Raw genomic sequence first — 25,154 nt, 5'->3', positions numbered from 1 at the left:
TTCACGCCGAGGACGTAGTACAGATAGGATCGCGTTCGCGCCACTCGTGGTCGATGTCCTCCATCAACAGCGCGTGGTCGAACGTCACCGCGTCGTCCGGAAACGCCTCGAAGTAACTCGATGTCACCGAATCGACTGCCAGCGGCGTCACCTCCCAATTGAACGCGTGCAGTTCGATACCCTCGTATTCACCCTCGGCGGCGGCGCTCGGCGAGTAGCCGAGCGACCCCTGTTCGAAGAATGCGGACGATTCGGCGACCGAATCGAACACCGAATCGGTCGGAAGCGAATCAGTCGGTTCGCCCGCAACGCCGACGCGGACGCTTTTGTCGTCGCTCACCATCCGAACTTCGTACCGACCGTCGTGTTCGTTCTGCCCCGCAGTTTCGTCCACATCGAATCGTGCCTCGTGGTAGTCGCCCGCGAACAACGTTCCGCCGAGGAGCGTGTTGAACCGCGAGTTCGTATCCCGGCGAGGGACGAAGACTCCGGTTTCGCGTTCGCCGTCGTCGTTCCACTCGACGGCGATTCGGTGTGCGGCGTTTTCCGAGGTGGTGCCGAGACACGCCGGAACGCGATTGGGGCGTTCGCTTTGCAGTCGAATCAGGCAGATACCGCCGATGGCGTACCCATCGACGGTCTGCGGGCGGAACGGGTCGGGAAGTACGTCCGTAACAACCTCCGGTTCGACGCGATAGTTGACCAGAATCCGCCGGTCGATGACGCCGCGGACTGTCGGGAGCATGTGAAACAATTGCCATTCGAGTCGGAAAAAAGGCGTGGCAAAACAGACCTGTCGAGAAGTGACCCGCTGTGCTGTACTCCTGTCCGGTTCCGAAACCGTACTTCTACTGCGGAACTGTATCTATTCGCACATTCACGAAAGATAAATCGGTTCAAAACTGTCTATTCGGGCAGGAACAATCGAAAAACGCCGGACGAAACCCACCCAATTTCGGCCTGAAATCGAAAGGAGTGGCTTTCTTAACTGCGCCGGTCGTAGGTTCAATCATGACAGGCGTTCGGATTGCGGGAGTCGGGTTAACCCACTTCGGGAAGCATCCCGAGCGAACGGGCAGAGACCTCTTCGCCGAAGCGAGCGAACACGCGTTCGCGGACAGCGACGTCTCCCACGACGACATCGAAGCACTCTACTACGGCAATTTCATGGGCGAACTGGCGGAACATCAGGGCCACCAAGGGCCGCTGATGGCCGAGGCCGCAGGGGTTCGCGCACCCGCCACGCGCTACGAGAGCGCGTGTGCATCCAGCGGAGTTGCGATTCGGCAGGCCGTCAAAGACGTTCGAAACGGCGAAGCAGACGCCATCCTCGTCGGCGGGGCGGAGCGGATGAACAACCTCGGCACCGCGGGAACGACCGAAGCCCTCGCCATCGCGGCGGACGACCTCTACGAGGTTCGGGCCGGAATCACCTTCCCCGGAGCCTACGCGCTGATGGCCCGCGCCTATTTCGAGAAGTACGGCGGTTCCAAGGAGGACTTGGCCCACATCGCGGTCAAAAACCACGAGCACGCCCTGCCGAACGAACACGCCCAGTTCCAGAAGGAAATCAGCGTCGAACAGGCGCTCGACGCGCCGATGATTGCGGAACCACTCGGCTTGTTCGACGCCTGCCCCATCACGGACGGGGCGTCCGCGGCCGTCCTCGTCAGCGACGAATACGCCGAAGAACACGGACTGGATGCCCCCGTTTCCATCACGGGAACCGGACAGGGCGGCGACCGAATGGCACTCCAAGGCAGGAAACATCTCGCGCGCTCTCCTGCCGCGGAGGAGGCCGCAGAGGAGGCCTACGCCGAGGCAGGCATCGACGCGAGCGACGTTGACGTGGCCGAAGTTCACGACTGTTTCACCATCGCGGAAGTGCTCGCGCTCGAAGCCCTCGACTTCTACGCCCCCGGCGAGGGAATCGGCGCGGCCCGACGCGGCGAGACGACCCGCGACGGCGAGCGTCCGGTCAACCTCTCCGGCGGCCTGAAGGCGAAAGGACACCCAGTCGGGGCGACGGGAACCAGCCAACTGGTCGAGATGACGCGAATCCTGCGCGGCGACCACCCGAACAGCGACGCCGTGCCGGACGCGAAAACCGGCGTGGCGCACAACGCGGGTGGGACGGTCGCAAGTGCGACTGTTCACGTCTTGGAGGTGCAAGAATGAGCCACCACGGAAACACGGGCTACGACGAATGGTTGGACGCGATTGCCGAGGGGGATGCGTACTTCCTCGAATGCGGAAACGGCCACGGGTCGCTTCCACCGCGTCGAATTTGTCCAGAGTGTGGCGCGACCGACCTCGAAGAAACCCCGCTTCCGGAAACCGGAACCATCGAAACCTACACCATGGTTCACGTTCCGGCACCGTCGTTTGCGGAGGACGCGCCGTACACGACAGCAGTCGTGGATTTCGGGCCGGTGCGACTGACCGGCGTAACTGACGACGACGTGGAAGTCGGTACGGAAGTCAGCGCAAAAATCGGCGAATCGGAAACGACCGGCGACCGACTACTGCGGTTCGAGCGGCGCTAGTTCGTCGAACAGCACGTCCAAGAACGGGCCGGGATGTTCGACGTGCGGAAGCAGTCGCGCCTCGTCGAAGACGATGAGGCGCGTGTCTCCTTCATCCGCGAGTTGTTCGCCGTAGTCGAGCGGCGTGACTTTCGCGTCTCGACCCCAAACCAAGGATACCGGAACGTCCACCTGCGCGAGTTCCTCGCCGAGGTCGGTGTCGGGATTCAGATGACCCGACACGAACGACGCGGGCGCAAATCTCGCACCGGGTTGGTGGGCCGTCTGCCACTCGAACTCGACGTCTTTCTCGGTGTACGACGCTTCGCTGAAGTAGCCGTCGCGCTCGTTGAACCGCCGAATCGACCGCTTGCTGGCGAGGGCGTTGAACAGCGCGGCGCCGAGCAGTGGCGAGCGCAGGAGCATCCGGAGCCATCCTCGTCGTGGCCCGGTGTTGGCGGTGGGACAGATGAGTTCCAACCGCGAGAACGCGTCCGTCTCGTTCTGGACGATAGTCGCGTAGGCACCCGAAAGCGACGACGCGAGACAGATTGCATCATCGGTCATGTTTTTTGCGAAATCCGTGACGAACGAGATGTAAAGCGACGCCGAGTAATCTATCGGCGGACGCGAGGAACGACCGAATCCCGGCAAGTCGGGCGCGATGACGTGGTACTGCGTGGCGAGTTGCTGGAAAATCTGTTCGAACTCCTTGTTCGTCGCCGCAGCATGCAGACCGTGCAGGAGCAGTACGTCCGGGTTGTCCGGGTCGCCCGCCTCGGTGTAGGCGATGTCGAATCCTTTCCACCGATACGTTCCCTGATAGCCCTCCAACGGCGGTTCCAGCGGTTCGGCACGCTGTGACAGCGTCTTGTTGACGAGCGCGGTCAGTCCGATTCCGCCTGCCGCCCCTGCGGCGAGTCGGCTAAGTTTCATACGTAGACAGGCGGGCCGGATTGGTTTATCCGTTGTGCCAGAAATCAGTGGTGTCCGAGACAGTCATTCTCAACCGCGTCTGCGGAGTCAGTCGTGTACGCAATCTTCGATAGGTGCGATTACATCGGCGGCGACCGAGTAGGGGTCGGTTTCACGCTCGTACACGGCTTCGACCAGTTCCGCCATGCCGCCGTGTGACTCGATTTCCTCGGTGACGAGTCGGTTCGCATCCTCGCGCAGGAGCGCTCGGATTTCCTCGGCGTAGCGCGTGCGGGCTTTCGCGTCGAGCATGCCTGTCTCTTCGAGCAGTTCGTGGTGTTCGTCGAGCAGGTCGATGAACTCTTCTACGCCCTCTCCTTCCTTCGCAACCGTCTCGATGACTTCCGGCGTCCAGTCGTAGCCTTCCACGTCGGCCCCGAACTCCGGCGTCGGTTCGTCGCCGCGCATGTGAACCATCTCTTTGAGGTCGGATACGGCGCGGTCGGCACCGGGGAGGTCTGCCTTGTTCACCACGAACACGTCCGCGATTTCGAGGATGCCCGCCTTGAGCATCTGGACGTTGTCGCCGCTTTCGGGCGGTACCAGCACTGCGACAGTGTCTGCGGTTTTCACGATGTCGATTTCGTTCTGGCCCGCGCCGACCGTCTCCACGATGATTTTGTCCTTGCCGAAGGCGTCGAGAGCTTTCACGGCGTCCGTCGTCGCGGTGGACAGGCCACCGAGACTGCCACGGGCACTCATCGACCGGAAGAACACGTCCATGTCGCCGACGTTGCTGGCCATACGAATCCGGTCGCCGAGGACGGCCCCGCCGGTGAAGGGTGAAGAGGGGTCGATTGCGATGACGCCCACCGTCTCGCCGCGGTTGCGGTAGTAGTTCGCCACCTTGTCCACGAGGGTCGATTTCCCCGCGCCGGGACTGCCGGTGACGCCGATAACGTCGGCGCTCCCGGTGTGGCCGTGGAGTTCAGAAACGAGGTCTCTGTATCCCGGGTCGCGGTTCTCGATTTTCGTGATGACGCGGGCCAGCGCGCGGTGTTTTCCGGCGAGGAGTTCGTCCAACAGGTCGACGTGCTTCGCGCTCATCGTTCGGGCGCGTTTTCGCGGACGAACTCGATAGTCTCTTCCATCGGCGTGCCCGGACCGAACACCTCCGCGACGCCGAGTTTCTTGAGTTCTTCTTTGTCGTCGTCGGGGACGACGCCGCCGACGAGGATGAGGGTGTCCTCGAAGGCGTCGTACTCTTTCAGCCCATCGACGATTTTCGGGACGAGCGTGTCGTGTGCGCCCGAGAGAATCGAAATCCCGAGAACGTTCACGTCCTCCTGCACTGCGGCCTGTACAATTTCGTCGGGGGCGTTGTGGAGTCCCGAGTAGATGACTTCGAATCCGGCGTCGCGGAAGGCGCGGGCGATGACGTGTGCGCCGCGGTCGTGACCGTCGAGACCGACTTTTGCGACGAGACAGCGAATCGACTGCGATTCCTGATCTGCGCTCATACACACCCCTTCCCCGCGTTCAGGTTTCACTTTAACGGAAATACATGTGAAAGCGTAGTTGTTAAACCGCAAGTCGAGTTGTGAGAATGAATGCAGTGCAGATTTCGCGCAGACTGGACGAACATTCATTACGCAAAATCGACAAAAAATTACGGCGCGCGCTGGCACAGGCCTGAGGCATTCACCGCCGAAGGCCTGTGCTGACAGCGTGCGAGGGATGAGGCTTGCAAGACGCTTTGCGTCTTGCTGACCTGCGGCCGTAGCCCGCAGGTATCGCAGGCCGAAGGCCGAGAAACGCAGTCGGTTGGCGGAGGGTGTGGCTGTTGCGGTGCAGTTGCGGTCATGTGTCGTGGTGATTTGTCACCAACAACTCACCCCCTGTCACCCGGGGTAACCTATTGACTAGTGAAAATCTTTTCGCCGTGAGTTACCACCGCTAAACTACGCTCGTTCGAATCGCGTTACCCTCATTCGAAGCGAGTCCAATTCTTGCCCGTAATGCGATTCCTTTTGATGCCCGACTCCCTACCCTCGCCTACCGAATGACCCTCACGAAGCGAATCATCCCGTGTATCGACGTGGATTTGGACGACGACGGGAACCCTGCGGTGTACACCGGCGTCAACTTCGAGGACTTGCAGTACACCGGCGACCCGGTGGAGATGGCGCGCCAGTACAACGAGGCGGGCGCGGACGAGTTCGTCTTTCTGGACATCACGGCCAGCGCGGACGGTAGAGAAACCATGCTTGACGTCGTTTCCAGCGTGGCCGACGAGGTGTTCATCCCCCTCACCGTCGGCGGCGGTATTCGAACGCGCGAGGACATCAAAGAAACCCTCCGCGCGGGAGCGGACAAAGTCTCCATCAACACCGCCGCACTGGAGCGCCCGGAGTTGGTAACGGAGGGCGCAACCGCGTTCGGCAGTCAGTGCATCGTTATCAGCGTGGACGCCCGCAGGCGGTTCGACGAGCAGGGCGAACACTACGAACAGGTCGATGGCGAATCCTGCTGGTTCGAATGCACGGTCAAGGGTGGCCGGGAAGGTACCGACATCGACGTAGTCGAGTGGGCAAAAGAGGCCCAATCCCGCGGCGCGGGCGAGTTGTTCGTCAACTCCATCGACGCGGACGGGACGAAAGACGGCTACGACGTGCCGCTGACGAAGGCCGTTTGCGATTCTGTTTCGACGCCCGTCATCGCCTCGTCCGGATGCGGTGGCCCGGAGGACGCCTACGAGGTGTTCGCGGACGCGAACGCGGACGCGGCGCTCGCGGCCTCTATCTTCCACTTCGGCGAGTTCTCGATTCGGGAGGTCAAGGAGTATCTCGCGGAGCGCGACGTGCCGGTTCGATTGTAATCGAGTCCTCGGTTTGAACCGGAATTTGGCCGTCGCTCGAACGTCGAATCGAAAGCAGAGATAAGCCGACAGTCAGCCGATTACGCTGCGGCGGTGAACGCATCGCGGAAGGCGCTCGCTTTGTCTTTGATGTTCTGTGCGCCGTTTTCCAGTGCGTCGAGTGGGTCAACGCCATCCTCGGTTTTCAGCGAGAGAATCGGGTCGGTCTGGCCACCGGACTGTTCGGGATTCAGGTCGTAGGTAGCCGCCGCGACGCCCTCGGTTTCGAGGAGCGCACCCTTCAGTACGTTCATGAACGTGTGGTCTTCGCCCCCGATTTCTATCTGGAGTTCGGTGTCGCTCTTCTCGATAACCCGCAGTTCCATGCCTGTTGGTTCTTCGTTGTCGCGTTTCAATCTTGCGAAGCGTGACCTCTAGGTGGGATATTGGTTTTCGCCGGTTCTGGTGATTTGCTTGACTTTGGTGTCGGTATCAGTGATTTCGCTATCGAGACTGCAAACAACGCCAATTTGGAGACTGCAAATCACGACAACAAATGACCGCCACCGCGTGCGGGCGGGTGCGCCGACCGCTGGCGCACCCACCCTTCTCGTCCCCTTTCCACCCCGGATGCTCGGGAATCGTCGCCGACCGTCGGCTCGGATGCCCTCGCCGCGCGTCCTGTCGTTTGAGTAGTCGTTTTTAGAAATCGGTCGTTCAGTATCGCGTGAACTGCGGTTCAGAAATCAGAAATCGAAGAAACTTGTCGCTCACCAATCGAAACGAAACGGGAAAATCGCGGATTAGAGCTGAACTTCCGCGCCGACGTACAGCACGACGACGAGGAAAATCCAGACGACGTCCACGAAGTGCCAGTACATCGAAACCGTGCTAACCGACAGGTGACGTTCCGCGGAGTACTGTCCGTAGAGTGCGCGCACGAACACGATTCCGATGAGGACTGCACCCATCGTCACGTGAATCCCGTGCAGGCCGGTCAGGCCGTAGAACGCGCTGTTGAACACGCCACCCGTGAAGGTGAACCCTTCTTCGACGATGAACACGTAGTATTCGTACACCTGTCCACCGATGAAGATGACGCCGAGCAGGAGCGTCGCGGCGAGTCCTGCGAGGAAGCGACTCCGGTTGCTCTTCCGCAGTTCGACGTGCGCCCAGTGGAGCGTGATACTGCTCAACACCAGCAGTGCCGTGTTGACGAGCACGAGGTCGCCGACGAGGTGCGGTAGCTCAGCACCCGCCGGGGGCCACGTCCCTGCGCGGATGAAGAAGAAATACACGAACCCTGCACTGAACGTCGCGATTTCTGAACCGAGGAACGCTATCATTCCCCAGCGAAGTGCGTTGACCCCTTTTTCCCGTGAATCCTTGCTCCAGAAGTGTTTGACGAAGGCGTGATACACCCAGCCGTACAGTCCGGCGAGGAAAACAGCGGTGCTGGCGATGAACACTGCCGGGCCAATCGTCGGCCCGACGAGGTTGGTTCCGCCGTGTCCGAGGACGAACAGCGCGGCACCGATGTAGAACCCTGCCCCACCGATTGCGGTGATAAAGGGCCACCACGACGCCTCACCGAAGCCTTTCGGCCAGTCCTCGACGGCCGGGAGGTGATGGCCGTGCTCCTCTGTCGAATCGTCCGTTACCGTCATACTGAGAGGGTTATGGGCCGACTACTAAAAATGCACCCAAAACCCTCCGGCGGACGCGAAACGTTTCGGATTCCAAACAGCAATGCAATCGCTGATAACGAGCGGTTGAACCGAAAAACGGAAATGGATAAAAAGCGAGTTACGCCGATGCAGTCGTGGTGGTCGCGTTGCCGCCGGAACTGCTGTTGTTACCACCGGAGCTGCTGTTACCGCCGGAGCCGCCACTGTTTTCTTGTTTCTGCTCTTGGAGCCAGTTCTGGTACTCGCTCTGGGAGACGACCTGTACTTCGCCGAGCATGTTGGAGTGGCCGACGCCACAGTACTCTGCACAGTAGAGTTGGTAGGTGCCCGTCTCCGTCGCCTTCGTCTTGATGACGTTGTGCTGGTTCGGGATGGCGTCCTGTTTCAGGCCGAGTTCGGGAACGTGAAGCGCGTGTAACCAATCACTGGATGTGACGTTGAGATACACCGGGCGGTCTTCCGGAATCACCATCGTTCCGCTGGTGGAGACGTTCTCACCTTGGTAGTTGAACGTCCAGATGTATTTCTCTGCCACGACTTCGACTTCGACTGCGTTGCCTTCCATCTCCTGTGCGTCCTCCGGGGTGGTAGTGACGTACTCGTTCGCCATCACGCCGTAGGAGGCGTAGCCGACGAACAGTAGGACGATTGCGGTCGCAACAGTCCACGTGATTTCGAGGCGACGGTTTTCCTTCGTCGGGAGTGGGTTGTCGTTGTTGCGGAACTTCCATACGGTGTAGATGAGGATACCCTCGACGAGCACCGTAATCGGAATCGCTGCATACAGCAACTGGGTGTTCAGCGTCCGGATGAGTTCCTCGGTCGTCGAACTGTAGCCCTGTGCCAGCACGGGGTCTACAGCGGCCGAAAGAAGCGCCGCGCCGAACACCGAGACGAACGCTATCCGCTTGGAATCCATATGCGCTAGACTTAGGAAACGGCCCATAAATATGTGCTGTCTTTGTCGCCGTGGGAAGTCGGATGGTCTAAGTACGCGCGAACACAACCGTCGTACAACGGTGGCACTGCAGGGAATCTCTTCCGACCGGTTCGAACGTGCGCTGACAGCAACCGCAGTCGGCGTCTATCTGCTCGTCGTCGTCGGTGCAACGACGTCGCTCACCGACGCCGCGACCGCCTGTTCGACGTGGCCCGCCTGCAACGGCCAGTGGGTCGTCCCGTTGGACGACCCGAAACTCGCAATCGCGTGGGGACACCGCGTCGTCGCGCTCGTCGTCGGCGTGCTCCTCCTCGCCACGACGCTGTTCGCGTGGCTCCGCGACTCGCGCAAACGCGTTCAATTTTCACTCGCGGTCGCCGCAGTGCTGTACCCTGTTCAGGTCGGCTTGGGCGCGCTGGCCGCGACGACGACAGCAACCAGCGTCCTCACCGCGACGCACCTCGTCGTCGCAATGGCCATCTTCACCGGCATCGTCCTCGCCCTCGCGTGGACGCTCGAACCCGAAGAGAAAGACGGCCCGGTCGAGATGGGCGTCGAACAGAAACCCGCAACCGGATCGCCCACCCCGGAATCGCTTTCCGGAATCGGCGCGACCGCCTATGCCTACTTCCGACTGATGAAGCCGCGACTGATGTGGCTCCTCTGTCTCGTCGCCTCCGCTGGAATGGCGCTCGCAGGGGGACAGAATCTCGAAGTCGGAACCGTCGTCGCAACGCTCACGGGCGGCGTCCTATCCATCGGCGCGAGCGGAACGTTCAACCACGTCCTCGAACGCGACGTCGACAAGCGAATGAACCGCACCGCAGACCGCCCCGCCGCAACGTCCCAAATCCCGGTTCGAAACGCGGTGGCGTTCGGCGTTCTGCTGTCGGTCGCTTCGCTGGCCGTCTTCCTCTCGGTGAACGTGCTCGTCGCCGTGTTCGGCCTGACGGCCATCGTGTTTTACAGCGTCGTCTACACACTCCTCCTCAAACCTAACACGGTGCAGAACACGGTTATCGGCGGATTCGCCGGGTCGCTTCCAGCACTTATCGGCTGGGCCGCGGTCACGAACGGTGTCGGCCTCCCGGCGCTGGTGCTCGCAGGGGTCATTTTCCTCTGGACGCCAGCCCACTTCTACAACCTCGCGCTGGCGTACAAGGACGACTACGCGCGCGGCGGCTTCCCGATGATGCCCGTCGTCCGCGGGGAAGCCGAAACCCGGAAACACATCCTGCTGTGGTTGGGCGCGACCCTCCTCTCGGCAGGAATCCTCGCCACCGTCACGACCCTTAGCTGGCTGTACGCGATTACGACGGTTGCGTTCGGTGCGGTGTTCCTGCTGGCGGTCGTGAAGCTTCACCACGAACGCGACGAGTCGGCAGCGTTCCGTGCCTTCCACGCCTCGAACGCCTACCTCGGGTCGCTCCTCGTCGCCATCGTCGTCGATTCCCTCGTCCTATGAGTACGATTAGCACACGATTCGCGCGGTTCCGGCCGAGCGGCGAAACCCTGCTGTGGGGAGCCGTGGTGCTGAACGCCGAACTGTTCACCCTCATTTTCTACTTCGCCACGTCGAACCATTCGAGCGGCGAACTTCGATACCTGCTTTACCCGTTCATCTGGATAAACGTCGCGCTGTTCGCGGTGTGGAAGACGAATCCAATCGCGCGCAGTGACCGCGACAGAACCGTCGGCGTTGCTGTCGCAGTCGGCTATTTCCTCATCTTAGGCTACGCAGGTGGCCTGTTCGGCCTGAGTCCCTCGATGCCCGGAATGCCCGCGACGGGATTCCGAATCGCGTGGCTTCCGCCGGGATGGGGGCCTGCTCTGCTCTATCACGGCGACCTGCTTCGGCTGTCGATTTTGCCGTTCAAACTGGTCGGCTATCTCGCCCTCGCCTACCTCGTCTACGCGACGGTGCTGGACGCCGCAGGCTCCGCGATTTCGGGCATCCTCGGCCTGTTTTCCTGCGTGAGTTGTACGTGGCCCGTCGTCGCCTCGCTCGTCACGGGTATCGCCGGAGCAGGGTCAGGATTCGCCGCGATGGCCACGTCGGGTTCCTACGACATTTCGACCGTCGTCTTCGTCGTCACCGTCGTCCTGTTGTACTGGCGGCCGACGATTCGGTAGCTGAATCGAACTCCTTACCTGCAAACGAGCGTAACCTCCTCCCATGACCGACACACTCGTCGCCGAGAACCTCCACAAGCGATACGGCGACACCGTCGCGCTTGACGGCGTCTCGCTCTCGGTCGGCGCGGGCGAAGTGTTCGCGCTCATCGGGCCGAACGGTGCGGGGAAAACCACCCTCGTCCGGGCGCTGACGGGGACGATGACGCCCGACGAGGGAAGTACCTCCGTCCTCGGCGGGCGACCCACCGAGGTGGACAAATCGCGGGTCGGCCTGCTTCCTCAATCGTTCGACCCGCCAGCACGCCTCTCCGCGCGGGAACTCGTTCGCTACTACGCGGGCCTGTACGACGATGCCGGAAATCCCGACGAGGCCCTCGCGGACGTAGGACTGTCCGACACAGGCGACACGTGGTACGAGAACCTCTCGGGCGGCCAACAGCGACGCGCCTGCGTCGCGGCCACGCTCGTCAACGACCCGGACGTGCTCTTTCTAGACGAACCGACGACGGGTATCGACCCTGCCGGGCGGCGTGCACTCTGGTCGTTGGTCGAAAATCTCGCCGAGGGCGGTACGACCGTCTTCCTGACGACACACTACATGGCGGAAGCCGAACGACTCGCAGACCGCGTGGGACTGCTGGCCGACGGCGACCTCGTCGCCGTCGGCACGCCCGAATCGCTCGTCGCGGAACACGGCGGCGAGAGCCGACTCGTGGTCGAAACCGACGCCCGACGAACCGCCGTCGAAACGCGGTTCATGGTCGAAGAAACCGAATCCGGACTGGTGTTCGACGGCGTTACTCCGGCGGACATCGGCGAAGTCGTCTCGGAACTGAACGACCGCGGTATCGACTACGAGGCGCTGACGTGGACAGAACCCGATTTGGAGGACGTGTATCTCCGACTGACGGGTGCCTCCCTCGGCCCTGAAATGACTCGAAAAGCGGGACAGCCAGCGGTTGCCGGTGCAGGCGCGGGTACGGATTCGGGCGCAGGCGCGAGTGCAGGAGGCGAGCAATGAGTTCGATTGGCCGAGTGCGGGCGGAAGCGGGAGCGGCGTGGCGGTCGTTCCTCCGCCGCCGAACCGCCGTCTTCTTCACGTTCTTCTTCCCGGTTATCCTCATCCTCATCTTCGCGGTGCTAGTGCAGACGAATCCCGGTGATGGCGGCTCTGGCGGCGGTATCTTCGCGGAACCGCCAGCCTACTACCTGCCCGGCTATCTCGCCGTCGTCGTGCTGTTTACACCCCTCTCGCGCGTCGGAAGTTCGGTGTCCCGTCACCGCGAGTCGAACCGATACGAGAAGCTGGCGACCACGCCGCTCACGCGGGCGGAGTGGCTGTTGGCCCACACGCTCGTCAACGTCGTCATCATCGGACTGGCGGGCCTCATCATCCTCGCGCTGATGGCGCTCGTGACGAACGCGGGCGTTTCGTTTACGGCATTGCCAGCAGTCGCCGTCTTCGTCGCGCTCGGTGTCGCGCTGTTCTGCGGCGTCGGCGCACTCCTCGGCAGTTTTGCCAGTTCGCAGGACGGCGTCATCGCAGCGAGCAACGCGATTGCACTTCCGCTCCTCTTCCTGTCGGACACGTTCGTCACGCCGAACCTTCTGCCGGAGTGGTTCCGGCCGGTGATGAATCTCTCGCCCTTGACCTACTTCGCCCGTGGGGTGCGGGAACTGACCTACGACGCGCCGTCGATTACGGTGGTCGGGCAGTCTTCTCCCCTCGATGGCTGGTTGATTAATCTAGCCGTCCTTGCGGTGCTATCCGTGGTGTTTTTTGCCGCCGGGGCGCGCTCGATTCCGCAGACAGACTGAGTTCGGCTCTTCCGCATACTGTTTAAATATAAGTATTTTCTCCACGGATACCGTTCTACGATGGTAGAATTTCGTACGGACTCCCCTCTCTCCTCGCAGTCGAACACCCGCCGATGGCATCGGCTCATCGAACAGTACACACCGGACGGTGCCCTCGGAAGAGTCCTCCTTGCGACAATATCCGGAACGCTCGGTTGGCTCTTTTTCTCGGTTGCATACTTCTCTCTTACAAGTTTTTGGACACTTTGGTTTCTCATTTCACCTTTCATGGCGGGACTCAGCCTCGGTGCCGCCATGCTGACTATCGTCTCGCTCTGGCCCATGTACCTCTCGCTCATCGGAAACGTGGAATCAGCACGGGACTATCCCCGAAAATCGTCCTCGCACTCCCGGCAGTCCAAGTCGTCCATGGACGACCCGGACGAAGCCGACCCGATGACGGTGTTAAAACGCGAGTACGCTCTCGGAAACATCTCCGAATCGGAGTTCGAACGACGCCTCAACACGCTCCTTGAGGCCGAGGGAATGACGACGGGGTCGGAGTATCAAATTCGGGAGATGGAGTGAAATTGAACTAGCAAAACTGAAACTGAAGTCGAAACGTGACCGATTCGCCGAATCGGTCACGCCGTTTCTCTCTCCAATTCACGGTCGATTTCGGTGCGCAGATTGTTTTTCCCTTTTCCGAGTTCGGCGATTCGAATGCTTTTCCAGCGGAGCAGTTCGATTGCCTTTTCGGCGTCGGAGTCGCGCGGAAATTCGATTTCCGTAGTTTCTACGTCTTCGAACTCGCCGTGGACGATTTCGAGTTCTCTTTTGTCGTGTTCGACTTTGTGGATGGTTCTCAGTGGAATCGAAACCCCTTCTCTGAGTCGTCCGTTTGCCAGTTTGAGAAGCCAAAGCCCGACGTGAACGGACAGAGCCGAGAGAACGAATCCGACCGACAGCAGTCCGCCGGAGAATCCGAGCCACTCGTTGACGATTCGCCCGAGGGTTATCGTCGCAAAGATATTCGAGAAGATGAACCAGCCCTTCCGGAGCCTATTTTTCCCCTTCCAGTTGTCGAAATACTGGCCTCGGACGATTCCACGCGGCGTCTTTCGAACACGAAGTTCACCGCTCTGGACTGTCAATCTCCCGCTCTCTGTCGGCACGCTATCGCGTGTCGTCATCTGCCGGACTGCTCACCCTCGTTACACTCGGGTTCGCAGCCGATTTTGCCGTCGGTTTCGTCGTCCCCACTTGTGCCACCGTCATCACCAGCCATTGATAGGACGTACTCTCGTCACCGATGTTAATTTTCCCATCAAACAGCAGTTTTGAAGACGACGGTGGGTGGGGTGCTACGCCGGAATTTCCCAACTGTAGATGTGGTTCAGCATGACGTAGGTGACGACGCCGAGGACGAGCGACACGATCCACGCCGAGGCCGCGATTCGTCCGATTTTCGCGTGGGCCGTCTGCTTGAGTTCTGCGGGGGTGTGAGTCAGTCCGAGCACGAGGGCGAACAGCACGACAGGCACGGAGACGACGGAGAGGATGATGTGGACTGCGAGCATGATGAGGTAGGCGTAGTACGGGAACCCGTCCACGAGGATATGTTTCTCGCCGCCAGCGCCGCCGACTTTCGTCAGGTACAGCACGAGGAAAACGATGATGAGGCTGAACGCGGTCAGCATCGCGGCGCGGTGTTTCTCGACTTCGCCGTTGCGAATCCAATACCACCCGAGGACGAGCGAAATCGTCGCCACGCTGTTGACGACCGCGATTGCATCCGAGAGCAGGTTGACCGTCCCGATGTCGAGTTCCGGATAAATCGGAATCACGCCCGCGAAGGTGCCGAGAACCAGCACGTACCCGATTGCCGAGAGCACTGCCGTCACCTTTACCGGACTCTCCCGCGCGCGTTGCCGTGCGTTCGCCGTGGCCATGCGCGGCCCTTAGGAGCGATACGGTAAGGTGGCTTCGCTTTTCCGACAGCACCACAGGCTTATTACTCCCTTCGGAGTATCAACGAATATTGATGTTCAGGTCAGATACAATCACCCTAAATCGCATACTGGCCGGACTGTTCGCCCTGATGCTCCTCCTCGCGGGTATCGTCTTCCTCACCGGCAGTGATGTCGTCAGGAACCTCTTCAGGTTGCTGGTTCCGCTCTCCGGTATCGTGTTCGCACTCACCGCGCTGGTCGACGCAGAATCCCGAATCGAGCGCGTCGCCGGAGTCGTCCTTACAGTTAGCTGTTCCATCGGAATTTACCTCGAAATTACTGGGGCTGGCGTGTTCTCGAACCCCGTGGTGGACATCGCTATCCTCGCCAGCGCGATGGGTATCGGGGAATCGCGCGGGAACGACGGGCCGGAGACGTATCGAAAATCGAATAAAAAAACCGGGGTTCTGGGAACATCCACGGTCGGCACTGCCGAGTTTCGAATCCGTGCTCATCGCTGCTCTGATGCTCGGTGCAGTCGGCGTGTTTCTGGATATGATGGGAATCGACGTGGTCGGAAACGTAACGGAAGCGGTCGAATCGAATCCGCTCCAGTTCCTTTCGATAGTCGGACTCTTCGTGCTCTCAAAAGTCGTGGACATCGGTCGGCGGTACATGAACGAATCGTCGTTCGAGAGCGAGTAGACCGAATTTCGTTGACGATTGGATCGATTACACAACCGAAAGGGTGCGCCAGCGCGATTTATGTGAGAGGGACGAGGCGACTGCGTCGCCTCGCTGGCGAATAACGGGGAACGAAGTTCCGCGGACAGTCGAGCGGCAGAACCGCGAGACGGCGACGGAGCCGTGAGCGACGAAGGAGTTCTCGTGAGCGAAGCGAACGAGAGCACGGAAGAGCTTGTCTCTTCCGGAGCGAACGAGGGGCGGAGAAAATCGCCGATTTTCATGGGTAAGCGAACATGACCTGTTTGCGAGCGACAGAAAGCTAGCGTTTTTCGGGTACCGCGAAAGCTTCCGTCTTTCGCAGGCTTCGTTTGGAGTTGGCAACGGCGATGACAACAGAGCAGTCAGAGGGTTACGGGTAGTTGCCAACTACAAACGTCACACCCGCCACCCCCTTTCGTCGTCCGTTCACTCCACGTTCCGAATCGTAAACGTCGGTTCGTCGATCGCTTCGCTCTTGCACTCCGGGCACCGCGAGGGGCGGTTCGCCGGGTCGTCGAATCTGTCGAATCCGCAGTCCCGACATTCGGGCGGCGCGACGAGCAACTGTTCGTCGCGGGATTCGACCGACCGGGCGATGTGTTTGGCGTGTCGCAGCGCCGACCCGGGCGTGATATCGAACTCCACCGCGAGGGTGCTCGGTGCGGCGGGCGTCTCCCTGAGAAAGTCCGCAATCTGCTCCCGCGTCGTTTCGTCCTCGGTCATATTTCGAGATTCGTGTCACTCGTTCAAATTTCTACCGCGACGAAGATGACGGCGTAAAGTATTTTCCTCCGGTCGCACATGGCTAATCTGCGATACGGGGAGTACACCGAGATGCCCGACGAAACCATGCTAAACAATCAAACAGTCCTTTTCGTTGAACACGAAACGGACATCGCGCGGACGTTTGCCCGTGCGTGTGACGACCTGACCGTCCATATCGAATCGTCGGCGTCGGAGTGCCTCGTCCACCTCGAACAGCGGGCGGTGGACTGCATCGTTAGCAACTACGACCTCCCGGAGAGCGACGGCCTTTCCCTCCTCGAATCGGTGCGCGACGACTATCCAAACCTCCCGTTCGTTCTGCTCACTGGCTCGGGCGGTGAACACGTTGCAAGTGAGGCGATTTCGGCGGGCGTAAGCGACTATCTCCCCGAAACGACTGTGGACGGGATGGACGACCTCAGAACGAGCGTCGAGAACGCTATCAACAATCATCTCGGCGGGCGTGGCGAAAGCCGAATCGAGGCGCTCACGACCGCCTTTCCGGACGTCGCCTTTCTTCTCGACGACAGGGGATACTACTGCGAACTGCTGGTCGGCCCAAACACCGAGAATCTGGCCGCCAGCTCTCCGGCGAATTTGGTCGGGAGACGACTTCACGACGTGTTTCCGGAGGACGAAGCCGACCGGTTTTTAGCACACATCCATCGGACAATCGACACCGGACGTGTCGAGACGATGGAATACCCGCTAGAGGTCGAACGAGGAGAACGCTGGTTCGAAGCGCGCACGACGCCGCTCGGAACGAAAATCGACGGCCGTGAGGCCGTCGTCTGGGTCGCTCGCGACATAACAGACCGGCGTGGTCGGGAACACAAACTGACCAGACAGCACGAGGAGTTAGAGACGCTGAATCAGATTCATCGGGTGATTCAGGAGGTCATCCACGAACTCGTTCACGCCGCGACCCGGGACGACATCGAGCAGTTGGTCTGCGAGCGACTGGTCGATTCTGGGCTGTACGAACTCGCGTGGACTGACGAGAGCGAAGTGAGTCGAGAAGGAGTCACACCCAGAACTCGCGCCGGAGGAATCGACGGCTATCTCGACACGCTCATCGACTTCGGAACGGCAATCGGCGACGACCCGGCGGACATGGCGATGCGAACCGACGAGTTACAGGTCATCAGAGACGTTCGAGACACGGACAAACTCCCGCCCGCCGTCTGTCAGGAGGCGCTCGACTGCGGCGTCGAATCCGGTATTTCGATTCCGATTTCGTACGGAAACACCGTGTATGGCACGCTGTCGCTCGTTTCGACGCAGTCCGGCGTGCTGGGAAAGCGGGCGCAGGCCGCCCTCGAAACCCTCGGCGACACGATTGGCTTCGCCATCAACGCTGCGAAAAACAAAAAAATACTGCTGTCGGACAGCGCCGTCGAACTCGAACTTCAGGTGAACGACCCGCGAGAGGTGTTTTTAATCGTCTCCCGCGAGTTAGACTGTCGTTGTTATCTTCACGGGTTGGTTCCGGCCTCGGACGGAAGACTGCTCCACTACGTTCGAATCGACGGCGCCTCGCCGAAGCGCGTCAAAGAGATGGTTTCGGACGCGGAACAAATAGAAGAGTACAGACTCATCGAAAACGACGATGCCGGATTCGTCCTCGAAACCATCATGTCCGAATCGACGGTCAAAAAACTCATCGAGGCGGGCGCGGCCGTCCAGTCCGCGACCGCAGATTCGGGCGAAGTGACCCTCGTCGCGGAAGTACCACACGACACCGACGTTCGGCAAGTCGTAGACACCTTTCAGTCGGCTTACCCGAACTCCCGGTTGGTCGGCAAGCGCACAGTAGGGCGAGGGACACAAACCGCCCGGGAGTTCCGCCAGTCGTTGACCGAGCGCCTCACCGACCGACAGGAGACGGCGCTCCGAACGGCGTACTTCGCAGGGTACTACGACTGGCCCCGAGGGAGCACTGCCGAGGAAGTCGCCGGGTCGCTCGATATTACGTCGCCGACGCTCCACTATCACCTGCGGAAGGCGCAGAACGAACTCCTTTCGGCGTTCATCGACGGTTAGGTTCCCGACGGGGATACAGCATTCGTCGGCACTGCAATGAAAAAGGACTTAGGGGGCGGGAGTGACGGTCAACGCATGAAAGCCGTCGTCCTCGCGGGCGGATACGCGACGCGCCTGTGGCCCATCACGAAACACCGGCCAAAGATGTTTCTCCCGATTGGTGAGACAACGGTCATCGACCGCATTTTCGCCGACCTCGAAGCCGACGATCGTATCGACACGGTGTACGTCAGTACGAACGAGCGATTCGCGGACGAGTTCCGCACGCACCTCCAAGAAAGCGAGTTCGAAAAGCCGACACTAAGCGTCGAAGACACCGCCGAAGAAGACGAAAAGTTCGGTGTCGTCGGCGCGCTGGCCCAACTGGTCGAGCGCGAAGAAGTCGATGACGACATGCTCGTCATCGCCGGAGACAACCTCATCAGTTTCGACGTCGGCGAGTTCGTCGATTTCTTCGAGGAGAAAGAATCGCCGATTCTGGCCGCCTACGACGTTGGGAGCAAGGAGCGCGCGAAATCCTACGGCCTCGTGGAACTGGACAACGACCGCGTCGTGGACTTCCAAGAGAAGCCTGACGACCCCAATTCGACGCTGGTTTCAATCGCCTGCTACGCCTTCACGCAGGACAACCTGCCACTCCTACAGGAGTACCTCCAAGATGGCAACAACCCGGACGAACCCGGTTGGTTCCTCCAGTGGTTGCAGGTCCAAGAACCGGTGTACGCTTTCTCCTTCGAGGAAGCGTGGTTCGACATCGGCACGCCGGAAAGTTATCTCGATGCGGTGTCGTGGTACCTCGATGGCGATTCCTACGTCGCCGACAGCGCGACGCTCGACAACGCCCAAGTCGGCCAAAACGTGCACGTCATGGACGGTGCAACCCTCAAGAACGCCAGCGTCGATAACGCCATCATCTTCTCGAACGCGACGGTTCGGGACTGCGACGTGCGGGATTCCATCATCGACGAGAAGACGCACATCGAGAATATGGACCTCGCGGGCGCGCTCATCGGTGCGCACACCCAGATTACGAACGGCGCGCGCGACGAGTAACGCGGAAGCGAACGGCAACGTTCTCCGTTTTTAGAACTCGCTACTGGAGTCATATCGCCGTCCGTTGGATTGCCCCACCAACCGTACAATTTACTGTCGATACGCTTATGTGAACGAGAGTTCATTTGAAGCGCATGAGCCAAGCCAAGGCTGTCGGTCAGACGAGTCAAACGGAGACGGAGGACGACATCGGAACGAAACTCTTCGAACTCGTCATCGGCGTCGTCATACTTGGCCTCGGACTTCGAAATATGGTTACCCCGCCGTTCGGGCCATCCCCGAGGTTCATCGACGTACTTTCCGGATTCGGACTTCCGATGACATCATTTATCGGATGGGTAGTGATTGTCGCGCAAATCACGCTCGGGGTGGCTCTCATCGTCGCAGGAATCGAAGCGATTCGTGAATACCGAACTTCGAACCGAACCGTCGGATGAACTGACGGCGCTGGTCGGTCGTCTTTGAGGTTACTGCTCCACTTTATCGAACAGGTGACGTTCGAGGAACGCACCTTCCCGTTCGGCGACCTCTTCGAGGAGGTCGCCGAAGAACGCCCCAAAGTGGTCGGTGTCGTATGCCACCCAACTCACATCAGAAATCTTCGAAACAGTAGCATCGATTGCAGTTCCCGGTGCAATTTGGTCACGAGTTCCTTCCACGATGAGGGCGGGACAATCGACATTTCGGGCTTCCTCGATGGGTCGGTAGCGACCGAACGTGAGAAACGCGCGCGCCGCACATCGATTTATTTCCTCGCTGTTCGCGTCTTCCCCGACGACTGCCTCGTGCCCTTCCTTGGAACCCGGTGTCGGGAGGGCCGGAAGTTCGTCAGGGTAGTTTCCCCAAATCGGGATGTAGTAGGGGTTTCGCCGGGTATATTTTCGGGCGGCGTCCCGCAGTCCTGCCACGGTCGTTCGAAGCCCGTATCTCGGCCCCATTTGGCGGACGATGTAGAGGAGCGTTCGCGCGCCGTCGAAAATCGGAGTCTGTCCGACGTAGGCGGCAACATCCTCGCGCGCCGCAGTGACCAACGCACCACCGCCGCCCAACGAAAACCCCCAGACGCCGATTCGGTTGCCATCCACGCCGTCGATGGTGCGTGCATACTCGACTGCGGATTGCCAGTCGGCAATCTGCCCGAAGGGAAGAGCGACGTTCCGGGGTTGTCCACCGCTTTCGCCGAGCGTCCGGTAATCGAATACGAGGACGGCCAGACCGCGTTCCGCAAATCGCTCGGCAAACGCCGGAAGCCCGAATCGACGTGGCAGTCCGAACCCGTTTCCCATCACTACGACAGGTGGATTTCTGGTACCGGTTCCCGTCGGTTCGGGCGGGCGGTAGAGTGTGGCCGCACATCGTGTTCCCTCACTCTCGAAACTAACCGACTCGCGTCGAACCGTTTCTTTTCGAGCCATCGTAATTCGTTACCCGGAGGCCCTCGGAACTACCTCTCCTGTCCGTCAAGCGCGATTTTGTACCCGAATCAGTGCGCATGCTGGTGTCCCGCATTCGTGTCTCGATGCTGTCGGATTCATCGAATGCGATACGATACCATTCGGCATAAACATGCGTGGCTTTTCCCCGCCCGGATGTCTTCGCCTCGGTGCGCTGTGGGTACCACTCGCGCAAAAAATCTGCCCTAAAAACCTGCTCACTTCGTTCGCAGAAAGAACGCTCACCCCAACTCCGCGTCCGAAATCCGAATCCGACCTCGGTCACCATCCCACTCTGTGTCGTACTCCAACTCGATTGGACGTTCCATATGCGGCGCGTCGGTCACCAACGTTTCAAATTCCCCGCCCTCTCCCAAAATGTGAACGCCGTACTCGTCGTTGAGTTCCTCCAGTTCGTCCAATGCCTGCTTGTTCAGCGTTCGGCCGAGCCACGATTCGTCCAAGCCGTAGGCCGCGACTTGGATGATTGTGATTTCGAACTCGGCGTCAATCATCGCATCCCCGAGTTCGCGGGGGTCTTCCTGCCAGAGGGGGGCGAACAGGTCGATACCGAGGCGGTCGCACAAATCCTGAATCCGATGCGTTTGGAACTCGCTTTCGACCGCGCCCGCCGTGACGCCCGCTAAATCGAGGTCAAGGTCGCGGAGCGCGGTTTCCAGCGTTTCTGTTTCTTTGTCGCCCTGCTCTCCGGCGTCTTCGACGTTTTCGGCGTCGAAGTCGCCATCGACGTTGACGAGTGGAATACCGATGCTTTCGGCGGCGAGCGTGGCCAACGTGGTCGCCGGAACGTGATACATGTACGAGTCGCCCGCCGGATGGACGGTGAGCAGTCGCTCCACGTTCAACCCGTCTTCGAGCGCGCGGTAGAGCGCCCACGAGGAATCTTTCCCACCGGAAAAGAGACTAACCCACGCCTGCTGGTTCATGGTTTGCTTTGAAAATGCGGGAATAAATGGCCCTCGGTTACTCCGCGACTTCCTCTCCGAAGGTCGTTCCGCTCACGTAGGAGGCCACGCGAACGCCGAGCAAACTGACGAAGACGCCGACGAAGACGTACACCGCTAGTCGCGTGCCGGGGTCGAGAGTGAACTGTGAAATGGTCGTCTGGCCGACCGAGATTTCGGGAACGACGACCGGCCCGATTTTGCCGTCGCGCTGGAGGAAGTACGCGGAAAAACCGCGGACGACCAATCCGACTGCGAGGACGCCAAACGGGAGGTTGAGGTAGGAGTTTCGAAGTCGGTCGTTTCGAATCGCCTCGTCCAGTAGCCGGCCCACGCTCGCGGTCAGCGCGGCGACTGCGAGCCACGGCACGCTCTCGAACGTGAACGCCATCGCGGTGATGAGAATGCTTTCGCTGGCTACCAGCGATTCGGCACTGAGTGCGCCAACGAAGACGCCGATGAGCGACAATCCCAGCGCGACGACGTAAGTGACGATTGAAACGCGCCCGGAGTACAGCGCATCGCGTGCCTCGCCGGGCAAATCGCGGAAGTAGTCGCCGATTGCGAGGCCCTTGTACAGGACGAACAGGCCGATAACTGCGGTGATTGCCGAGGTGGCCATGGCCAGTCCCAATTCGAGCAACAGTACCGGAAACGCGATGAGCGCGATACCGGTCGGAACGAGGACGGTCTGGCGCAGTTCCTCGTCCGCGAGGAACTGCTTCAGCAGGTAGTAGGTGGATTCGATGTCGCGGGCCTGTCGGACGACCACGCGGTCAACGGCATCGACGCGAATTCGACTTTCGACGATGGGAACCAACCGCTCGTCCTCCGCGCTGTCGATGACGATGATGGCGGAATCGGGGTCGTGTTCCGCCACGAGTTCGTCCATCTGGGCGGCGACGGCGCGGTCTGCGCCCACCCGCGTTTCGGCGGTGCCGGAGATGACCGCGACAATCGGCTCCTCGTTTCCGTCGCGGAGGTCGCGTGCCACGCGGAGCGTTTCGAGCAGACAGTTGACACTCGAATCCTCCGGGTCGGCGAGTCCGACATCGGTGACGAGCGAGCGAACCGCTTCCCAACCGGCGACTGGCATCGCCAGCCCGGTCTTGCGCCCGATGTCGTTGTTTCTATCGACGCACACCACCAGCGTACTCATTCGGTATCTCACTTCAGACGGGCAAGGGATAAAAAGGTCTTCTTTATGCCAACTGGCTGTCGTTCGTCAGACGTTTCCGTTGAGCGCGTCGAAAATGCCATCAGTAAACTCCCGATTCGTCCACAGTCCGACTTCCATCCCGCCCGCGACGACCGCCGATTCGACGGGCACCTGCCCGCCACCCATGCGAGCGTGCCCCCCTGCACCCGCCCCCGGAATTTCGGAAACTGCGGATTGCAATGCTTTTCCCATGTGTACACGGTCGTCACGCGAACGACCCGAAACGTGAATCGTGTCTTCTTTTTGACCGTAGATGACGACCGCTGTCACGCCTTCGAGGTGCATGAGTTCGTCTGCGGCCTGTGGGATGGCGTCCACGTTCGACAGTTCGCCGACGTTACAGACCGCGAACGAGCCGCGGACTTCGCGTTCCGTGATGGCCCGCGATTTGATTTCGAGCACCTCCGCACTGACTTGCGGATTTGCGATTCTGTCGAGTCGATGTTCGTCCACACCCTGATATAGATACGCGCAGGCAGCGAACTCCGCCTCGGAACAGCCGTTCGTGAGATGTTTCGTGTCGGACTGAATCCCGTACAGCAGTCCGGTTGCGATGTCCGAGGGGAGGACAAACTCGTCTTCTGGCGGAATATCGTCCGGGCCGACGGGGGTCGCACCGAGTTCCTCGAAGTACTCCGCGACGATGGTCGAACACGCGCCGTAGTTCGTCCGCTTGTCGGTGAACACTTCGCCCGTTCCGTTGCCGGGATGATGGTCGATGACGGCGTAGGGTTCGATTCGTTCGGCCCCGTCGAATCCGCGGGGCGTATTGTGGTCGACGAGAACGATGGTAGAAGAAGCGAGGTCGGTTACGTGTTCGACGCGCGTCATTTCGAGGTCGAGAATCGTTCGGAACGCACGATTTTCCTGGTGTCGTATTTGCCCGGAGTACTGTAATGTTACGTCCGTTTCGACCATTTCTGCGAGATACCCGACGGCGATTGCACAGGCCATCGCGTCCGGATCGGGGTTCGGGTGCATGAGAACGACGATTTCGTCCCGTTTCGCCAGCGCTCGTTTGAGTCTGGCACCCATCGGTCGCCGAATCCAGCGAACGACCAGCCACAGCGACACCGCGAGCACGACAGTACCCAGTGCCGCACCGACGACGAGCATCGTATTCTCGGAGCTATAAACCTGCGCCGTCCGAAATAGCCCCTGAACCGACTGGTCGGCCGGAAACTCCATACTCCGAATTGTCGATATGTGACGACAAGAACTTTTCCCAACGGTAACAGATGTCAGACGTTTTCGGGCTGTCGGTATTCGGAAATCGCGTTCCGATACCCTTCCCGGTACGTCGGATACCGAAATTCGTAGCCCAAATCCCGCAATTTCTCGTTCGAACACCGTTTGCTCGACCGGGCGCGCTCGGAGGTTGCGTCCCCCCTCTCCGGCCCTTCGACACCACACTGCTCCGCGAGCCACTCCGCGAGCGTCGGTTTCCAAATCGGTTCATCGTCGCACACTAGCACGGTTTCGTTCCGCGCCGAATCCGATTCCAGCAGGAACCGAACCGCCCCCGCCGCGTCGTCGCGGTGAATCAGGTTCAGATATCGTTCTGCCACCGTTCCGTCCAAATATCGTTCTAGTCGATATCGGTCTGGCCCATACAGTCCCGCGAACCGAGCAATCGTCCAGTCCATCTCGTGTTCCTCGCGGGCGATTCGCTCGGCTTCGACCAGAATCTCCTGTCGCTCGGTTTTCGGTTCCAACGGCGTCGATTCGTCAACCCAGTCCCCATCCCGGTCGCCGTACACGCCGGTGCTAGAGGTGTAGACGACTCGTTCCGGCGGCGAGTCGCGTCTCGAAAAATGCGACAGCGTCGTCCGGAGGCCGTTCACGTAGGCGCTTCGTGCTGAATCCGAATCGCGGCCGCCTGCACTGACCGCGTAGACGAGGGCGTCTACATCTGGAATCGCGGACAGCGATTTCTCGTCGGTCGCATCAGCCTGTATCCCTCCGAATCCCGCGTCTTCGATGGCCTGCACGCCATCGGCAGACCGCCGGACGCCGACTACGTCGTGTCCGTCCTCGTCCGATTGCCGACCCAGTTGGAGGCCGACGTAGCCACAGCCGAGAATTGCGACGTTCATACGCATTCTTCGCACGCAACGTGGAAAACCCCGCCGTCTCGTCG

Annotated in this window: 28 protein-coding genes; 12 read left to right on the top strand and 16 right to left on the bottom strand. The window is 60.3% G+C overall.

Annotated elements, in window-relative coordinates; genetic code table 11:
- Position 1: 1 nt before the first annotated feature.
- Positions 2–745: a DUF2071 domain-containing protein gene (locus tag BW974_RS03950; RefSeq protein WP_076428171.1), complete on the bottom strand. Its 744-nt coding sequence runs from the start codon at positions 743–745 to the stop codon at positions 2–4.
- 266 nt (positions 746–1,011) lie between these two features.
- Between BW974_RS03950 and BW974_RS03945 the strand changes: the two genes are divergently transcribed.
- Positions 1,012–2,178, top strand: coding sequence for a thiolase domain-containing protein (locus BW974_RS03945; protein WP_076428169.1), 1,167 nt, complete (start codon positions 1,012–1,014; stop codon positions 2,176–2,178).
- On the top strand, positions 2,175–2,546 hold the full coding sequence (locus tag BW974_RS03940; RefSeq protein WP_076428167.1) for a Zn-ribbon domain-containing OB-fold protein: 372 nt from the start codon (positions 2,175–2,177) through the stop codon (positions 2,544–2,546). The genes BW974_RS03945 and BW974_RS03940 overlap by 4 nt, the downstream gene beginning before the upstream one ends.
- Here the strand turns inward: BW974_RS03940 and BW974_RS03935 are convergent.
- The 3 genes from BW974_RS03935 to BW974_RS03925 all read right to left on the bottom strand — a co-directional run bounded on the left by BW974_RS03935 (position 2,523) and on the right by BW974_RS03925 (position 4,960).
- A complete protein-coding gene (locus BW974_RS03935) occupies positions 2,523–3,461 on the bottom strand; it encodes an alpha/beta fold hydrolase (RefSeq protein ID WP_076428165.1) in 939 nt (312 codons plus the stop codon). The two genes, BW974_RS03940 and BW974_RS03935, sit on opposite strands and share 24 nt — an antisense overlap.
- Before the next feature lie 87 nt (positions 3,462–3,548).
- Positions 3,549–4,547: a methylmalonyl Co-A mutase-associated GTPase MeaB gene (gene meaB / locus BW974_RS03930; RefSeq protein ID WP_076428164.1), complete on the bottom strand. Its 999-nt coding sequence runs from the start codon at positions 4,545–4,547 to the stop codon at positions 3,549–3,551.
- On the bottom strand, positions 4,544–4,960 hold the full coding sequence (locus BW974_RS03925; protein WP_076428162.1) for a cobalamin B12-binding domain-containing protein: 417 nt from the start codon (positions 4,958–4,960) through the stop codon (positions 4,544–4,546). The genes meaB and BW974_RS03925 overlap by 4 nt, the downstream gene beginning before the upstream one ends.
- 542 nt (positions 4,961–5,502) lie before the next feature.
- Here BW974_RS03925 and hisF point away from each other — a divergent pair.
- The gene (gene hisF, locus BW974_RS03920) at positions 5,503–6,318 is read left to right on the top strand and encodes an imidazole glycerol phosphate synthase subunit HisF (protein ID WP_076428160.1); all 816 of its coding nucleotides are present in this window, start codon (positions 5,503–5,505) and stop codon (positions 6,316–6,318) included.
- A gap of 80 nt (positions 6,319–6,398) precedes the next feature.
- Here the strand turns inward: hisF and BW974_RS03915 are convergent, their stop codons facing one another.
- The 3 genes from BW974_RS03915 to coxB form a co-directional block, all read right to left on the bottom strand.
- Positions 6,399–6,683 carry a DNA-directed RNA polymerase subunit L gene (locus BW974_RS03915; RefSeq protein WP_076428157.1) on the bottom strand — a complete coding sequence of 95 codons (285 nt, stop codon included), beginning with the start codon at positions 6,681–6,683 and terminating at the stop codon, positions 6,399–6,401.
- 417 nt (positions 6,684–7,100) lie between these two features.
- On the bottom strand, positions 7,101–7,964 hold the full coding sequence (locus tag BW974_RS03910; protein WP_076428155.1) for a cytochrome c oxidase subunit 3: 864 nt from the start codon (positions 7,962–7,964) through the stop codon (positions 7,101–7,103).
- Between the two features lie 139 nt (positions 7,965–8,103).
- The gene (coxB, locus tag BW974_RS03905) at positions 8,104–8,904 is read right to left on the bottom strand and encodes a cytochrome c oxidase subunit II (RefSeq protein ID WP_076428153.1); all 801 of its coding nucleotides are present in this window, start codon (positions 8,902–8,904) and stop codon (positions 8,104–8,106) included.
- A 106-nt stretch (positions 8,905–9,010) separates the two neighbouring features.
- Between coxB and BW974_RS03900 the strand changes: the two genes are divergently transcribed.
- The 5 genes from BW974_RS03900 to BW974_RS24200 all read left to right on the top strand — a co-directional run bounded on the left by BW974_RS03900 (position 9,011) and on the right by BW974_RS24200 (position 13,446).
- Complete coding sequence (locus tag BW974_RS03900; protein WP_245800007.1) at positions 9,011–10,390, top strand: heme o synthase; 1,380 nt, start codon at positions 9,011–9,013, stop codon at positions 10,388–10,390.
- Positions 10,387–11,058: a DUF7546 family protein gene (locus BW974_RS03895; protein ID WP_076428151.1), complete on the top strand. Its 672-nt coding sequence runs from the start codon at positions 10,387–10,389 to the stop codon at positions 11,056–11,058. Before BW974_RS03900 ends, BW974_RS03895 begins: the two co-directional genes overlap by 4 nt.
- 43 nt (positions 11,059–11,101) lie before the next feature.
- Positions 11,102–12,082: an ABC transporter ATP-binding protein gene (locus tag BW974_RS03890; RefSeq protein WP_076428149.1), complete on the top strand. Its 981-nt coding sequence runs from the start codon at positions 11,102–11,104 to the stop codon at positions 12,080–12,082.
- Complete coding sequence (locus BW974_RS03885) at positions 12,079–12,879, top strand: ABC transporter permease (RefSeq protein WP_076428147.1); 801 nt, start codon at positions 12,079–12,081, stop codon at positions 12,877–12,879. The genes BW974_RS03890 and BW974_RS03885 overlap by 4 nt, the downstream gene beginning before the upstream one ends.
- A gap of 267 nt (positions 12,880–13,146) precedes the next feature.
- On the top strand, positions 13,147–13,446 hold the full coding sequence (locus tag BW974_RS24200; RefSeq protein WP_084186190.1) for an SHOCT domain-containing protein: 300 nt from the start codon (positions 13,147–13,149) through the stop codon (positions 13,444–13,446).
- Positions 13,447–13,502: 56 nt separating this feature from the next.
- Here the strand turns inward: BW974_RS24200 and BW974_RS03875 are convergent, their stop codons facing one another.
- The 3 genes from BW974_RS03875 to BW974_RS25390 form a co-directional block, all read right to left on the bottom strand.
- Entirely contained in the window at positions 13,503–14,051 is a 549-nt protein-coding gene (locus BW974_RS03875; protein WP_076428144.1) for a hypothetical protein, read from the bottom strand.
- 171 nt (positions 14,052–14,222) lie between these two features.
- Positions 14,223–14,810, bottom strand: a complete 588-nt coding sequence (locus tag BW974_RS03870) for a DUF420 domain-containing protein (protein ID WP_076428142.1) — start codon at positions 14,808–14,810, stop codon at positions 14,223–14,225.
- A gap of 116 nt (positions 14,811–14,926) precedes the next feature.
- Positions 14,927–15,325, bottom strand: a complete 399-nt coding sequence (locus tag BW974_RS25390) for a hypothetical protein (protein ID WP_076428140.1) — start codon at positions 15,323–15,325, stop codon at positions 14,927–14,929.
- On the opposite strand from BW974_RS25390, the gene BW974_RS03860 reads away from it, so the two are divergent.
- On the top strand, positions 15,318–15,515 hold the full coding sequence (locus BW974_RS03860; protein WP_217694300.1) for a hypothetical protein: 198 nt from the start codon (positions 15,318–15,320) through the stop codon (positions 15,513–15,515). The two genes, BW974_RS25390 and BW974_RS03860, sit on opposite strands and share 8 nt — an antisense overlap.
- A 447-nt stretch (positions 15,516–15,962) precedes the next feature.
- On the opposite strand, the gene BW974_RS03855 is transcribed toward BW974_RS03860, so the two are convergent.
- Positions 15,963–16,259 carry a transcriptional regulator gene (locus BW974_RS03855; RefSeq protein ID WP_076428136.1) on the bottom strand — a complete coding sequence of 99 codons (297 nt, stop codon included), beginning with the start codon at positions 16,257–16,259 and terminating at the stop codon, positions 15,963–15,965.
- A gap of 78 nt (positions 16,260–16,337) precedes the next feature.
- Between BW974_RS03855 and BW974_RS03850 the strand changes: the two genes are divergently transcribed.
- The 3 genes from BW974_RS03850 to BW974_RS03840 all read left to right on the top strand — a co-directional run bounded on the left by BW974_RS03850 (position 16,338) and on the right by BW974_RS03840 (position 19,834).
- Positions 16,338–18,344, top strand: coding sequence for a bacterio-opsin activator domain-containing protein (locus tag BW974_RS03850; protein ID WP_245799892.1), 2,007 nt, complete (start codon positions 16,338–16,340; stop codon positions 18,342–18,344).
- Positions 18,345–18,419: 75 nt separating this feature from the next.
- Positions 18,420–19,397: a nucleotidyltransferase family protein gene (locus tag BW974_RS03845; RefSeq protein WP_076428134.1), complete on the top strand. Its 978-nt coding sequence runs from the start codon at positions 18,420–18,422 to the stop codon at positions 19,395–19,397.
- Between the two features lie 134 nt (positions 19,398–19,531).
- Positions 19,532–19,834, top strand: coding sequence for a hypothetical protein (locus BW974_RS03840; protein ID WP_076428132.1), 303 nt, complete (start codon positions 19,532–19,534; stop codon positions 19,832–19,834).
- A 30-nt stretch (positions 19,835–19,864) separates the two neighbouring features.
- Here BW974_RS03840 and BW974_RS03835 read toward each other — a convergent pair whose 3' ends face one another.
- From BW974_RS03835 to BW974_RS03815, 5 genes are all read right to left on the bottom strand, one after another.
- The gene (locus BW974_RS03835; RefSeq protein ID WP_076428130.1) at positions 19,865–20,812 is read right to left on the bottom strand and encodes an alpha/beta hydrolase; all 948 of its coding nucleotides are present in this window, start codon (positions 20,810–20,812) and stop codon (positions 19,865–19,867) included.
- Positions 20,813–21,072: 260 nt separating this feature from the next.
- Entirely contained in the window at positions 21,073–21,777 is a 705-nt protein-coding gene (locus BW974_RS03830; protein ID WP_076428129.1) for a diphthine--ammonia ligase, read from the bottom strand.
- A 37-nt stretch (positions 21,778–21,814) separates the two neighbouring features.
- Positions 21,815–22,954 carry a DUF373 family protein gene (locus BW974_RS03825; protein ID WP_076428127.1) on the bottom strand — a complete coding sequence of 380 codons (1,140 nt, stop codon included), beginning with the start codon at positions 22,952–22,954 and terminating at the stop codon, positions 21,815–21,817.
- Positions 22,955–23,020: 66 nt separating this feature from the next.
- Positions 23,021–24,202: a DHH family phosphoesterase gene (locus tag BW974_RS03820; RefSeq protein ID WP_076428125.1), complete on the bottom strand. Its 1,182-nt coding sequence runs from the start codon at positions 24,200–24,202 to the stop codon at positions 23,021–23,023.
- Between the two features lie 53 nt (positions 24,203–24,255).
- Positions 24,256–25,110 carry an SDR family oxidoreductase gene (locus tag BW974_RS03815; RefSeq protein ID WP_076428124.1) on the bottom strand — a complete coding sequence of 285 codons (855 nt, stop codon included), beginning with the start codon at positions 25,108–25,110 and terminating at the stop codon, positions 24,256–24,258.
- Positions 25,111–25,154 lie beyond the last annotated feature (44 nt).

It is taken from the genome of Haladaptatus litoreus (assembly GCF_900156425.1).
Taxonomy (GTDB): domain Archaea; phylum Halobacteriota; class Halobacteria; order Halobacteriales; family Haladaptataceae; genus Haladaptatus; species Haladaptatus litoreus.
This window is presented reverse-complemented; position numbering and strand designations above follow the sequence as displayed.

What these genes read in the sequence shown, in the direction of transcription:
- meaB (WP_076428164.1), bottom strand. Translation starts at nt 4,547, where the DNA reads ATGAGCGCGAAGCACGTCGACCTGTTGGACGAACTCCTCGCCGGAAAA.
- BW974_RS03945 (WP_076428169.1), top strand. Translation starts at nt 1,012, where the DNA reads ATGACAGGCGTTCGGATTGCGGGAGTCGGGTTAACCCACTTCGGGAAG.
- BW974_RS03840 (WP_076428132.1), top strand. Translation starts at nt 19,532, where the DNA reads ATGAGCCAAGCCAAGGCTGTCGGTCAGACGAGTCAAACGGAGACGGAG.
- BW974_RS03885 (WP_076428147.1), top strand. Translation starts at nt 12,079, where the DNA reads ATGAGTTCGATTGGCCGAGTGCGGGCGGAAGCGGGAGCGGCGTGGCGG.
- BW974_RS03815 (WP_076428124.1), bottom strand. Translation starts at nt 25,110, where the DNA reads ATGAACGTCGCAATTCTCGGCTGTGGCTACGTCGGCCTCCAACTGGGT.
- BW974_RS03915 (WP_076428157.1), bottom strand. Translation starts at nt 6,683, where the DNA reads ATGGAACTGCGGGTTATCGAGAAGAGCGACACCGAACTCCAGATAGAA.
- BW974_RS03850 (WP_245799892.1), top strand. Translation starts at nt 16,338, where the DNA reads ATGGCTAATCTGCGATACGGGGAGTACACCGAGATGCCCGACGAAACC.
- BW974_RS03830 (WP_076428129.1), bottom strand. Translation starts at nt 21,777, where the DNA reads ATGAACCAGCAGGCGTGGGTTAGTCTCTTTTCCGGTGGGAAAGATTCC.
- BW974_RS03825 (WP_076428127.1), bottom strand. Translation starts at nt 22,954, where the DNA reads ATGAGTACGCTGGTGGTGTGCGTCGATAGAAACAACGACATCGGGCGC.
- BW974_RS03835 (WP_076428130.1), bottom strand. Translation starts at nt 20,812, where the DNA reads ATGGCTCGAAAAGAAACGGTTCGACGCGAGTCGGTTAGTTTCGAGAGT.
- BW974_RS03875 (WP_076428144.1), bottom strand. Translation starts at nt 14,051, where the DNA reads ATGACGACACGCGATAGCGTGCCGACAGAGAGCGGGAGATTGACAGTC.
- BW974_RS03910 (WP_076428155.1), bottom strand. Translation starts at nt 7,964, where the DNA reads ATGACGGTAACGGACGATTCGACAGAGGAGCACGGCCATCACCTCCCG.
- BW974_RS03935 (WP_076428165.1), bottom strand. Translation starts at nt 3,461, where the DNA reads ATGAAACTTAGCCGACTCGCCGCAGGGGCGGCAGGCGGAATCGGACTG.
- BW974_RS03890 (WP_076428149.1), top strand. Translation starts at nt 11,102, where the DNA reads ATGACCGACACACTCGTCGCCGAGAACCTCCACAAGCGATACGGCGAC.
- BW974_RS24200 (WP_084186190.1), top strand. Translation starts at nt 13,147, where the DNA reads ATGGCGGGACTCAGCCTCGGTGCCGCCATGCTGACTATCGTCTCGCTC.
- BW974_RS03845 (WP_076428134.1), top strand. Translation starts at nt 18,420, where the DNA reads ATGAAAGCCGTCGTCCTCGCGGGCGGATACGCGACGCGCCTGTGGCCC.
- BW974_RS03895 (WP_076428151.1), top strand. Translation starts at nt 10,387, where the DNA reads ATGAGTACGATTAGCACACGATTCGCGCGGTTCCGGCCGAGCGGCGAA.
- BW974_RS03925 (WP_076428162.1), bottom strand. Translation starts at nt 4,960, where the DNA reads ATGAGCGCAGATCAGGAATCGCAGTCGATTCGCTGTCTCGTCGCAAAA.
- hisF (WP_076428160.1), top strand. Translation starts at nt 5,503, where the DNA reads ATGACCCTCACGAAGCGAATCATCCCGTGTATCGACGTGGATTTGGAC.
- BW974_RS03940 (WP_076428167.1), top strand. Translation starts at nt 2,175, where the DNA reads ATGAGCCACCACGGAAACACGGGCTACGACGAATGGTTGGACGCGATT.
- coxB (WP_076428153.1), bottom strand. Translation starts at nt 8,904, where the DNA reads ATGGATTCCAAGCGGATAGCGTTCGTCTCGGTGTTCGGCGCGGCGCTT.
- BW974_RS03820 (WP_076428125.1), bottom strand. Translation starts at nt 24,202, where the DNA reads ATGGAGTTTCCGGCCGACCAGTCGGTTCAGGGGCTATTTCGGACGGCG.
- BW974_RS03855 (WP_076428136.1), bottom strand. Translation starts at nt 16,259, where the DNA reads ATGACCGAGGACGAAACGACGCGGGAGCAGATTGCGGACTTTCTCAGG.
- BW974_RS03870 (WP_076428142.1), bottom strand. Translation starts at nt 14,810, where the DNA reads ATGGCCACGGCGAACGCACGGCAACGCGCGCGGGAGAGTCCGGTAAAG.
- BW974_RS25390 (WP_076428140.1), bottom strand. Translation starts at nt 15,325, where the DNA reads ATGAGCACGGATTCGAAACTCGGCAGTGCCGACCGTGGATGTTCCCAG.
- BW974_RS03950 (WP_076428171.1), bottom strand. Translation starts at nt 745, where the DNA reads ATGCTCCCGACAGTCCGCGGCGTCATCGACCGGCGGATTCTGGTCAAC.